At 67.5% G+C, this 11,747-nt stretch carries 10 protein-coding genes; 5 read left to right on the top strand and 5 right to left on the bottom strand.

Annotated features, from left to right (window positions below; genetic code table 11):
- The first annotated feature begins 481 nt into the window (after positions 1-481).
- From prpE to ACVOKU_RS06195, 3 genes are all read left to right on the top strand, one after another.
- Positions 482-2,362 (top strand): propionate--CoA ligase, encoded by a 1,881-nt coding sequence (prpE, locus tag ACVOKU_RS06205; protein WP_481559398.1) that lies wholly within the window; start codon positions 482-484, stop codon positions 2,360-2,362.
- A 159-nt stretch (positions 2,363-2,521) separates the two neighbouring features.
- Positions 2,522-3,022, top strand: a complete 501-nt coding sequence (locus ACVOKU_RS06200; RefSeq protein WP_481559397.1) for a hypothetical protein — start codon at positions 2,522-2,524, stop codon at positions 3,020-3,022.
- Between the two features lie 45 nt (positions 3,023-3,067).
- Positions 3,068-4,123, top strand: a complete 1,056-nt coding sequence (locus ACVOKU_RS06195) for a suppressor of fused domain protein (protein WP_481559396.1) — start codon at positions 3,068-3,070, stop codon at positions 4,121-4,123.
- Positions 4,124-4,211: 88 nt separating this feature from the next.
- Here the strand turns inward: ACVOKU_RS06195 and ACVOKU_RS06190 are convergent, their stop codons facing one another.
- The 5 genes from ACVOKU_RS06190 to ACVOKU_RS06170 form a co-directional block, all read right to left on the bottom strand.
- The gene (locus ACVOKU_RS06190; protein WP_065182874.1) at positions 4,212-4,823 is read right to left on the bottom strand and encodes a glutathione S-transferase N-terminal domain-containing protein; all 612 of its coding nucleotides are present in this window, start codon (positions 4,821-4,823) and stop codon (positions 4,212-4,214) included.
- A gap of 85 nt (positions 4,824-4,908) precedes the next feature.
- The gene (locus ACVOKU_RS06185; protein ID WP_053520031.1) at positions 4,909-5,367 is read right to left on the bottom strand and encodes a cell wall hydrolase; all 459 of its coding nucleotides are present in this window, start codon (positions 5,365-5,367) and stop codon (positions 4,909-4,911) included.
- A gap of 301 nt (positions 5,368-5,668) precedes the next feature.
- Complete coding sequence (locus ACVOKU_RS06180) at positions 5,669-7,699, bottom strand: NADPH-dependent 2,4-dienoyl-CoA reductase (protein WP_065182875.1); 2,031 nt, start codon at positions 7,697-7,699, stop codon at positions 5,669-5,671.
- A gap of 102 nt (positions 7,700-7,801) precedes the next feature.
- Positions 7,802-8,446, bottom strand: coding sequence for a membrane protein YczE (gene yczE, locus ACVOKU_RS06175; RefSeq protein WP_481559395.1), 645 nt, complete (start codon positions 8,444-8,446; stop codon positions 7,802-7,804).
- A 99-nt stretch (positions 8,447-8,545) separates the two neighbouring features.
- Positions 8,546-9,565, bottom strand: coding sequence for a zinc-binding alcohol dehydrogenase family protein (locus ACVOKU_RS06170; RefSeq protein ID WP_481559394.1), 1,020 nt, complete (start codon positions 9,563-9,565; stop codon positions 8,546-8,548).
- A 357-nt stretch (positions 9,566-9,922) separates the two neighbouring features.
- Between ACVOKU_RS06170 and ACVOKU_RS06165 the strand changes: the two genes are divergently transcribed.
- Both ACVOKU_RS06165 and ACVOKU_RS06160 read left to right on the top strand, forming a co-directional pair.
- Complete coding sequence (locus ACVOKU_RS06165) at positions 9,923-11,014, top strand: OmpA family protein (protein WP_164153140.1); 1,092 nt, start codon at positions 9,923-9,925, stop codon at positions 11,012-11,014.
- A gap of 220 nt (positions 11,015-11,234) precedes the next feature.
- The gene (locus tag ACVOKU_RS06160) at positions 11,235-11,741 is read left to right on the top strand and encodes a hypothetical protein (RefSeq protein ID WP_053520026.1); all 507 of its coding nucleotides are present in this window, start codon (positions 11,235-11,237) and stop codon (positions 11,739-11,741) included.
- Positions 11,742-11,747: the final 6 nt, after the last annotated feature.

Here is an 11,747-nt window from a genome sequence, read left to right as displayed (position 1 = left end):
GTGGGGGGGGGGGGGGGGGGGTGGGGGGGCGGCGCCCTCCCCGCGCCCGCGGGGGCGGGGCGCCGCCCCCCCCCCCCCCCCCCCCCCCCCCCCCCCCCCCCCGCCCCACCTTCGGCAGAATGCCGCGATCTGATGGATTCACGCCACGTGTGGATGAAATCTGTCAGATATCGGAATAGATGGTGGGTCGGATCGTTCCGACAGATCGCAGGAAACTGTCGAAGGCGGGGTGGGTCCGGTGGCGGGAGTGTCCGCGGCATGGATGCCGCGGCCAAGCCCCCATGGATGGGTTTACGGCGCCTCCCGCCACCGGACCTACCCCGCCATCCCTCAGTAGTCCAGCTCTTGACGTTGACGTTGCCTCTGCAGGTGCAGGGCGGCAGCCCTGCATGGAAAACCCACCCCCTACCAAGGTAGGGCGGAACGCGCGGCAGCGCGGCACTATGCTCGAACCCATGACTTCGTCTGGGAGGGCTGCGTCATGAACTACGAGGAAACCTACCGCCGCTCGATCGACGAGCCGGAGGCGTTCTGGGGCGAGGAAGCCAAGCGCATCCATTGGCACAAGCCGCCGCAACAGGTGCTCGACTACAGCAACCCGCCGTTCCGGCGCTGGTATGTGGGCGGCGAAACCAACCTCTGTTACAACGCGGTCGATCGCCATCTGGACACTCGGCCCGACCAGCTCGCGCTGGTGGCCATTTCCACCGAAACCAACAGCACCCGCGAGATCACCTACCGGCAGCTGTACCGAGAAGTGAACGACTTCGCTGCCGTGCTCCTGCGCCTGGGCGTCGGCCATGGCGACCGCGTGGTCATCTACATGCCGAACATGGCCGAAGCCGTGTTCGCGATGCTGGCCTGCGCGCGCATCGGGGCCGTGCACTCGGTGGTGTTCGGTGGCTTCGCCGCGCACAACCTTGCCCTGCGCATCGACGATGCCAGACCCAAGCTGCTGATCGCGGCCGATGCCGGCATGCGCGGAGGCAAGCTCATTCCCTACAAGCCGATGGTGGACGCCGCCTGTGCGGAAGCCGGGCATCCACCGCCGCACGTGCTGATCGTCTCGCGCGGGCTGGATCCGGCCGAGCCGCGCATCGAGGGCCGCGACGTCGAGTACGCGACGCTGCGCGCGGAAGTCGGTGACGTCGATGTTCCGGTGCAGTGGCTGGAAGCGAGCGAGCCGAGCTATCTGCTGTATACCTCCGGCACCACCGGCAAGCCCAAGGGCGTGCAGCGTGATGTGGGCGGATACGCGGTGGCGATGGCACAGTCGATGGAGACCGTCTTCGACTGCAAGCCGGGGCAGGTGATGTTCTCCACCTCCGATGTCGGCTGGGCCGTGGGACATTCCTATAACGTGTATGGCCCGCTGATCGGCGGTTGCACATCGCTGTTGTACGAAGGCCTGCCGACCCATCCGGATCCGGGCATCTGGTGGGCCCTGTGCGAGCAGTACAACGTGCGCACGATGTTCTCCTCTCCCACCGCGATCCGCGTGCTGAAGAAGCACGACGCGGATTTCATCCATCGCCACGACCTGCGCGCGTTGAAGTACCTGTTCCTGGCCGGCGAACCGCTGGATGAGCCGACCGCGCACTGGATCAATGAAGCGCTGGGCAAACCGATCATCGACAACTACTGGCAGACCGAAACCGGCTGGCCGGCCTTGACCCTGTTGCCGGGCCTGGAGATGAAGCCGGTGCGCTTTGGTTCGCCGGGCTTCCCCAACCTCGGTTACCGCATGAAGGTGATCGACGAGAACACCGGCGAAGAAGTCGCACCCGGGCAGAAGGGAGTCCTGGTGGTCACCCCGCCATTGCCGCCGGGCTGCATGAGCACGGTGTGGAACGACGACAGCCGCTTCCTGCAGAGCTACTTCAGCCATTTCAAGGAGCTGCTGTACAGCTCGCTGGACTGGGCGATCCGCGACGATGACGGCTACACCTTCATCCTCGGCCGTACCGACGATGTCATCAACGTCGCCGGGCATCGCCTGGGGACACGTGAGATCGAGGAAGCCATCTCCAGCCACCCGCGTGTGGCGGAGGCCGCAGTGATCGGCGTCAAGGATGAACTGAAGGGACAGGTGCCGCTGGTCTTCGTCACCCTCAAGCAGGGGCTGGGGGGCGAAGACCCTGCACCGGTGGTGGCGGAGATGATGGCAACGGTGACCACCTCGCTGGGGGCGGTTGCACGGCCGGCGCACGTGCACGTGGTCAACGCATTGCCGAAGACGCGCTCGGGCAAACTGCTGCGGCGCTCGCTGCAGGCGCTGGCCGAGCAGCGCGATCCCGGCGACCTGTCGACCCTGGATGACCCGGCCGCCCTGGAGGAGATCCGCCGCGCGCTGGGACGCTAGACCGGTCCTGTATTGCCGGGGCCGCGTGCAGCGGGCCGAGGCAAGGAATGCAGCGGTGCTGCACCGCAGCGTTCACCGTACCAGCAGTGCGTTAAGCTCGATGCCGGGGAGCGCGTCCGTCAGGGCGCGCAGGCATGCGCATCATGGAACGGGGGAGCTATGGCACTGCTGCACGCCAAGACGGCCGCTGGCCGCCAGGAAATCGAGGATCGTGCGCGGCGCCTGCCGGCCGCGCTGCGCTCGATCCTGCTGATGGTCGATGGTCGCCGTGATGACACCGAACTGCGCAGCCTGCTGGAGGGACTGCGGGCGCCGTCCGATGCGCTGGAACAGCTGGCCGCAATGGAGCTGATCGAAGTGGTGGGGGGCAGCGCCGATGCGGTGCCGGTCGGCCTCAGCAATGGCCGCGAACAGGACCCGGCGCTGTATCAGCAGCTGTACGAGGCGATGAGCGAAGCCGTGCGGCGCCACCTCGGGCTGAAGGGCTACTTCATGCAGTTGAAGATCGAGCGCTGCACCGATGCCTCCGCCCTGGAGCGCCTGTGCCCGGAACTGCTGGCGGCGGTAGGCAAGGCACGCAGCCCGGCACTGGCACAGCGCTGGTGGCAGGAAACGCAGGCATCGCTGGCAGCCGGCGATCGCGGAGTCGTGCAGGCCTGACGCAGCGCGTAGAGTGGAGGGTTTCATTCCCATCAGGAGCCTCTCGTGCAGGACGACCACGACGACACCGACACCCCGGGCTGGGACGCGATCAATGCGGCGCTGGCGCCGCTGTACGCGGGCCAGGAGCCCCTGCATTTCGGAACGGCATTGCCGTACACGCTGGGCGGCCAGGATCCCCTCGATGGCATCAGTGTCTACCGTGCGGAGGCGCCGGTACCGCACTGGCACTACATCACCTATGGCCTGTCCGAGCTGTACGCCAAGGAGAGCAGTGACGCCGAAGCAAGTGGCTACGGATTCGAGCTGACCTTCCGTCTGGCAGCAGGCGAGGGCGTGCACGCCGAACAGGCACCGCCGACATGGCCGATGAACCTGCTGCAGAACCTGGCGCGCTACGTGTTCGGCAGCGGCAACGTGTTCGAGGATGGCCACCACCTTGACGCGAACGGCCCGATTGCACTCGAGTCCGACACCCGCCTGTGCCATCTGGCCTTCATCGCCGACCCGCAGTTGCCGGCGCGCGAGACCGCCAACGGTCGCCTGCAGTTCCTGCAGCTGGTCGGGCTGACGGATGGGGAAATGGCTGCAGTGAAGCGCTGGTCGACCCGCGGGGTGCTGCACGTGCTGGAGCCGGCGATGCCCCTGTGGATCACCGATCTGCATCGGGGCGACCTGCTGGATGATCCGGCACTGGCGGCGCAGGTGCAGGCGGGCAGTGCGCGGGAGGGTTCCAGCACCGGCATGTTGTTCATTGAAACGCTGGACTGGCGACAGGTCTCGGGCGTGACCACGCTGGTGCTCGGCGCCGGCCAGGTGCCGAGCGTGCGCGAGCTGCTGCCGCTGCGCCTGCACCATGGCGCATCGCTGGTGCTGGTCAGCCGTGAGCGCCAATGGGAGTTCACCCCGGCTGCGGGCGGCGGCGCCAACGACGTCGATGCCGACAGCGCGCGCTGGGCATTGGATGCACAGGGGGTCCAGGCGTGGCAGGACGTGCGTGCCGAGCGCGGGATCTACCCGTTGGGCGGCCAGCTGCAGGTGGAGGTGGTGCCGACGCTGCTGCGTGACGCCAAGGGTGCCGTGATCCGCGAGATCGGTTGAACGGTGGACACGGGGCGCCGGCGATGCCCGGCGCGGGGCCGGGACGCCGGATCGGAGCCGCCTGCGCTGCCGGCGGCTCCGTGTGAGGTCAGGCCAGGCCTTCGGCCTTCAGTGCGGCCTGCACGCCGGCATCGGCGTCCATGCGCGCCTTGTAGGCGGCCAGATGATCCAGCCCCGCCAGGTCGACCTTGGCGCCGGCTGCCCAGCGCAGGGTGATGTAGAAGTACGGATCGGCGAAGCTGCGGAATCCGGCCAGCCACGGCTTGTCCGCCAGCTGCCGGTCGGCCGTCTCGAACAGGCCACGCAGGCGCTTGCGGGCGGCCGCGCGGATCGCGTCGTACTGGCTCTCATCGCCGATGAACTTGCCCGGCGCGAACAGCGGCGAGAACGCCGGGTGCACATCGGAGTTGACGAAGGCCAGCCAGCGGGTGGCCTCGGCACGCTGGCGCGGGCTGCCGTCGCCGGCCAGGCCGGCCTGCGGGAAGCGGTCGGCGATGTAGCCCATGATGGCTGCGTTCTGCAGCAGGATGAAGTCGCCATCGACCAGCGCCGGAACCGAGCCGGCCGGGTTGATCTTGAGGAATTCCGGCCCCTTCAGGGTGTCCTTGTCGAGCAGTTCGACCTCGAACGGCTGGCCGGTCCACTGCAGGGCGATGTGGTCGGCGGTGGAGCAGGCACCGGGCTTGCTGTACAGCTTCATGGGAACTCCAGGCGGGGTGTGCGGGAATCGCCCACTATCCCAGAGCCTGCCGGCGCGCGGCAACGCTGCCGCCGGCAACAGTTCGTTACGACTGCCGGGGCTTGAGGTTCTGCACCTTATAGAAGGTGTGATCACCGATGGTGGCCACCTGGTAGGCATTGCGCCAGTTCGGGCTGGCGATGGCCAGGGCGGCGAAATGGCTGGCACCGGGAACGATCTCGCGGCGCTCGCCGGCCGGCAGCGCCCAGTTGCGCTCCGCATCGAAGGCCACGCTCATGGCCTCGCTCCAGGCCGCGTCGTTGCCCAGCTGGGTGCCGGGGGAGACGATGGTCGGGGCGAACTGCTTGCGTGCGGTCACCACCTGGCACATCGAGTCGCCCCACAGGCCGCTGTCGAGGCGGCGCAGTGCCACTTCGGCCACGGCCTGCTGGCCGCGCAGGGTCTGGTCGCGGGCTTCCAGGTACACGGTGGTGCTCAAACACAATGAATCAGCCGCCGGCTGGGGCAGCAACTGCGACAGCCAGAGAATCCAGGCCAGTTTCATATAACTCCTTGCTCCGTATGGGCCGCACCACGGGGTTCCGGCCGAAGGGAGGGCAGGAGGCGGGGTACGACTTGGCGTCATGGGGAGGCGGCCATCGGGGCCGCCCCGTGGGCGGCCCGGGAAAAGAGGATCGATGAACGATCCGGGAGGGCCGCACCGGCTCACCGGAAACTGGGTGGTGAGCGGAAAGTTGGCGCAAGGTAGGGGGGGCTGGCCGAACGCATCATGAATCGCCCGGCTTGACATTCAGCTTTGAGGTGGGTGACGGAAATCACAGTCCCGCCGCCCATTCAGGTGTGGATCAAAGGGCGGCCGCCACCCGGCTGCCCTGATCGATGGCGCGTTTGGCGTCCAGTTCGGCGGCCACATCGGCGCCGCCGATCAGCTGTGCGCTGATGCCCGCCGCCTGCAGTTCGGCCTGCAGCGCACGGTTCGGTTCCTGCCCTGCACAGATCACCACATGATCCACCGGCAGCAGCTGTTCGCTGCCCTCCACGCGGATGCGCAGCCCCTGGTCGTCCACGCCGAGATACTCGACGCCGCCCAGCATCCGCACGCCCTTGGCCTTCAGCGTGGCGCGGTGGATCCAGCCGGTGGTCTTGCCCAGGCGCGCGCCCGGCTTGCCGGGGCTGCGCTGCAGCAGCCACAGCCGGCGCGGCGAAGCGTCCACCTGCGGGCGGGCCAGCGAGCCGCGGGCCTCGAAGGTGGCGTCCACCCCCCATTCGGCCATCCAGCGCTGCGGGTCCAGCGACGGCGATGGGCCCTCGTGGCTGAGGAATTCCCCGACATCGAAGCCGATGCCGCCGGCACCGATGATGGCCGCGCTGGCGCCCACCTCGACCCGGCCCTGCAGCACGTCCAGGTAGCTGACGACCTTGGCGTGGTCCGCGCCGGGGAAGTCGACCCGACGCGGCGTGATGCCGGTCGCCAGCACGACCTCGTCGAAGCCGGCCAGGCAGGTCGCGTCTGCCCGGGTACCCAGGCGCAGCTGCACGCCCGTGTCCTGCAGCTTGTGGCGGAAATAGCGCAGCGTCTCGTGGAACTCTTCCTTGCCCGGGATGCGCTTGGCCACATTGAACTGGCCACCGATCTCGTCGCTTGCGTCGAACAGGGTGACCTGGTGACCGCGCTCGGCGGCTACCGTGGCACAGGCCAGGCCGGCCGGGCCCGCGCCCACCACCGCCACCCGCTTCGGTGTGGACGTCGGGCGGTAGACCAGTTCGGTTTCGTGCGCGGCCCGCGGATTGACCAGGCAACTGGCCAGCTTGTTCTCGAAGACGTGGTCCAGGCATGCCTGGTTGCAGGCGATGCACGTGTTGATGGTGTCGGCACGGCCGGCGCGCGCCTTGTTCGGCCACTGCGGGTCGGCCAGCAGCGGGCGCGCCAGCGACACCATGTCCGCACCGCCGTCGGCGAGAATGCGCTCGGCAACCTCGGGCATGTTGATGCGGTTGGTCGCCACCAGCGGCACCGCCACATGCGGCTTCAGCTTGGCGGTGACCCCGGCGAAGGCGGCGCGGGGCACCGAGGTGGCGATGGTGGGAATGCGCGCCTCGTGCCAGCCGATGCCGGAATTGATGATCGTCGCGCCCGCGGCCTCGATGGCCTGCGCCTGCTGCACGATTTCCTCCCAGTTGCTGCCGTCCTCAACCAGATCCACCAGTGACAGCCGGTAGATGATGATGAAATCCGGGCCGCAGGCTTCGCGGATGCGGCGCACGATCTCCACTGCGAAGCGCATGCGCTGGGAGGCATCACCGCCCCAGCGGTCCGTGCGCGTGTTGGTGCGGGGGGCGATGAACTCGTTGATGAGGTATCCCTCCGAGCCCATCACTTCGACACCGTCGTAGCCGGCTTCGCGTGCCAGCCTGGCGCTGCGTGCGTAATCGGCGATGTGCCGTTCGACGCCGCTGGCCGACAGTGCGCGCGGGGTGAACGGATTGATCGGCGCCTTGAGCTTCGAGGGCGCCACCGACAGGGGGTGGTAGGCATAGCGGCCGGCGTGCAGCAGCTGCAGACAGATCTTCGCACCATGCTGGTGGGCGGCGGCCGTCAGCTGCCGGTGCGGACGCACTTCCCAGGGCCAGGACAGCTTGCCGCCGAAGGGTTTGAGCCAGCCGACCACGTTGGGGGCGAAGCCACCGGTGACGATCAGGCCGACGCCGCCTTCGGCGCGCTCGGCGAAGTAGGCGGCCAAGCGCGGGAAATCGCGCGCGCGATCTTCCAGCCCGGTGTGCATCGAACCCATCAGCACCCGGTTGCGCAGCTGGGTGAAGCCCAGATCGAGCGGGGCGAACAGGTGGGGATAGGCGCTTTCATTGGCTGGCGACATGGTCGATACGCTTGCGTACGGAAGCGCGAAGCGTGCCGCGAAACGGCGGTCGGGGCAAGGGGCGGGCGAATCGGTAGCGCCGGGCCATGCCCGGCGACGCGGCTAGCCGTGACCGCGCTGCGCGCTCGTCGGGCGTGGCCCGGCGCTACCCGTCGGCAGGGGCCGGCCGATGCCGAACCAGCCCAGCGTCACCCCGCACAGCGGGCCGATCAGCAGCGCAAAGGCCAGGGTGCCGATGCCCACGTTGCCTCCCAGCCACCAGCCCAGCAGCAGGACGCTGCCTTCGATCAGGCTGCGCACCTTCCAGATCGGCCAGCCGGTGCGGGCATGCAGGCCGGTCATCAGCCCGTCGCGCGGGCCGGGGCCGAGCCGCGCGCCGATGTACAGGCCGGTGGCCAGTGCCACCAGCAGCATGCCGGCACAGAACATCGCCACCTGCCAGACCAGGCCGACAGCCGGCGGCAACAGCCACAGGCCGAACTGCGCGGATGGACCGATCAGCAGCACGTTGAGCACGGTGCCGACGCCCGGCTTCTGCCGCAGGGGCCACCACAGCAGCAGGACCAGCGCGCCGATCACGTTCGTGGCCAGGCCGAAGGACAGCGGGGTCTGCGCCGCGACGCCCTGCGACAGCACGTCCCAGGGCGCGACACCGATCGCAGCACGGATCATCAGTGAGGCGCCGAAGCCATACAGGAACAGGCCGACGATCAATTGCAGCAGGCGCAGGGGCAGGGCAGTGGGCATGGGAGCGCTCGGGGGGAGGGAATCTGTCTCCACCGTAATCCCGAATCGCCAGCTTCCATAGATACAGATCCCGGTGAATCCCGCGCCACAGCGCGCGCGTCAGTCGTCCCAGCCTGCCAGTGCCAGCTTGCCCAGCGTGCGGCCGCTGGCCAGCCGCTCATGCGCCGCCTGCAGGTTGGCGGCATTGATCCTGCCGAGTGTCTCGCTGAGCGTGCCACGCAGCTGGCCTGCATCGATCATGCTCGCGGCGCGGCTCAGGATGCGGTGCTGCTCGATGCGGTCGGCGGTACCGAAGCGCGATCGCGCGAACATGAATTCCCAGTGGATGCCGATGCACTTGGCCTTGTACGGGTCGCCGATGCGCAGCGCGCCGCGGGGTTCGACGATCAGCCCGACATGTCCCTGCGGCGCCAGCAGCTGGCCCAGTTCATCCCAGTAGTGATCGGTGTCGGCCAGGTTGAGCGCGATCTGCACGGCGCTGACGCCCAGTGCCTGCAGCTGCGGCTGCAATGGCTGGCGATGGTCGATCACGTGATGGGCGCCCATCTGCCGGCACCAGTCGGCCGACTGCTCGCGGGAGGCGGTGGCAATGACCGTGAAGCCGGCATGGCGGGCCAGCTGGATGGCCATCGAACCGACGCCGCCGGCGCCGCCGATCACCAACAGGTGCTGCCCGGCGTGGCGGCGGTCATCCAGATGCAGCGGCATGCGCTCGAACAGCAGCTCCCATGCGGTCAGTGTGGTCAGCGGCAGCGCCGCTGCCTCGGCAAAATCCAGCGTGGTGGGCTTGCGTGCGACCAGCCGCTCATCCACCAGCTGATACTGGGCATTGCAGCCGGAGCGGGTGACATCGCCGGCGTAGTAGACCTCGTCGCCGGAGGCGAACAGGCGGGCGTCCTCGCCGATGGCCTCGACCACGCCCGCCGCATCCCAGCCGAGCACCCGTGGCGTGTCCAGCGTGGCCGGATCGGTGGCGGCACGCTGCTTGCCGTCGACCGGATTGATCGAAACCGCCTGCACGCGGACCAGCAGATCGCGACCGGCTGGCGGCAGCGGCGGCGGCAGCCTGAGATCCTGCAGGGCGGGGGCGGATTCACGACTCAGGGCGACGGCTTTCATCTCGGCTCCGGCTCGGTTTCCCGTTTCATCATAAGGTTCCTCACGTTTCCGGGGGCGCGCTGAATCTCCTTCGCCCCGCGTTCCGCAGAATGTCGCCTGCGTTGCCTAAACACCGTCAAACCCTTATGGGGTGAGGGTCTTGCGGATTTTCATCATCCTGTATAGGGTTTCAACGTCGGACCGGTGGCCGGTCGGGCGCAACACTTCACATGTTACGGGACTGTTAACATGGCCTTCACCCGCCTGAGCATAATGTTCGCGGCGGTGGCGTGCTGAATCGGCTGTCTGAACATCGACGCAGTAGTGCTGGCCCATGCCTCTACCGGTTTCATACCCCCGAAATAGGAGCTGTACTCAATGAACAAGAAGATCCTTACTGCCGCGCTGCTGGGTGGTCTGGCTTTCGCCCAGGCTGCTTCTGCGCAGGAGTTCGATGACCGCTGGTACCTGACCGGTTCGGCCGGCTTCAACTTCCAGGACAGCGACCGTCTGACCAACGACGCTCCGTTCGTGACCCTGGGCCTGGGTAAGTTCATCAGCCCGAACTGGTCGCTGGACGGTGAGCTGAACTACCAGAACCCGAACTTCGACAGCAATCAGGACCTGAACTGGTCGCAGTACGGCATCTCGCTGGACCTGCGTCGCCACTTCATCAAGGAAGGCCGCGGCTGGAACCCGTACATCGTCGGTGGCCTGGGCTACCAGAAGTCGGAAGAAGAGTACCCGGCCAACAGCCTGAATGGTCCGCGTGAGCGCAAGGACGGCAACGTTGCCGCCAAGCTCGGCGTCGGCCTGCAGACCACCTTCGACAAGCGCGTTGCTGTCCGCGCCGAAGTGGCCTACCGCGCTGACTTCGACGACAAGAGCTACCACGCTGCCAGCGAAGACTGGTTCGGCGACGTGCTGGCTTCGGTCGGCGTCGTGATCCCGCTGGGCCCGGCTCCGGTCGCGGCTGCTCCGGCTCCGGCTCCGGTTGCCCCGAGCTGCGCCGACCTGGATGACGACGGTGACGGCGTCAACAACTGCGACGACAAGTGCCCGAACTCGCAGCCGGGTCAGACCATCGGTCCGGACGGTTGCCCGGTGCCGGTCTCGATCGACCTGAAGGGCGTGAACTTCGACTTCGACAAGTCGAACCTGCGTCCGGACGCCGTGGCCATCCTGAGCGAAGCCACCGAGATCCTGAAGCGTTACCCGGATCTGCGCGTTGAAGTCGCCGGTCACACCGACTCGAAGGGTACCGACGCTTACAACCAGAAGCTGTCGGAGCGCCGCGCCACCGCGGTGTACAACTACCTGACCAAGAACGGCGTGGACGCTTCGCGTCTGGTCGGCCCGATCGGCTACGGCGAGAGCCGTCCGATTGCTCCGAACACCAACCCGGATGGTTCGGACAATCCGGAAGGTCGTGCCAAGAACCGTCGTACCGAGCTGAACGTCCAGAACTAAGTTCTGACGTTTCGCCCGCAAGACACAGCAGGACCCGGCTTCGGCCGGGTCTTGTTGTTTCTGCGGCGGGAAAAGCCGGAACGGGCCTCGATGGACCGACCGTTTGTCGGCTTTTTGTCCAAAAAACCAATGAGTTGGCGCATTCATTGAAAGTGGCGCTTGAAAGCTGTCGCCGCATTGCTACACTCGCCGCGTCACCTTCCTTCCGTGGATGCCTCTCATGCTGCGCTCTGCATCGGCCGCCGTCCTGGCGCTGGCCCTGGTTCCTGCCGCTCACGCTGCGGTCGATTGCTCGGTCAACACCAGCGCTTCGCCGCTGCCGCTGCCGGCCACGACCATCGCGCCGGTGGCCGACGAGCTGTACATCCGTGGCAACCAGCTGGGCATGCCGGCCGGTGTGCTGAGCAGCAGCTACGATCCTTCGCAGTCGCTGGACCAGGTGCTGCAGCGCCTGCGCATCGACGGCTGCCAGAACATCGCCAAGGCGATTCCGAGCGCGCCGGCGGTGAAGCCGAACGATCCGGCGGCGTACAAGCCGCAGACCGAATTCGACAACACGCCGTGGCGCTTCGACATGAGCCAGAACGGCAAACGCATGACCGCCGAGGAGTTCGATGCCTGGATGAAGGCGCGTGGCGTCCGCGTGGTCAAGGCGCGCCCGGCACCGGTGGCCACCCCGGCCGCGGCCGAAGTACCGGCTGAGACCAAGCCGGTCGATAAGAAGTAACCGTCG

This window comes from Stenotrophomonas sp. STEN147, assembly GCF_056757995.1.
The sequence above is the reverse complement of the archived record's forward strand: the minus strand, read 5'-3'. Positions and strand labels throughout refer to the sequence as shown.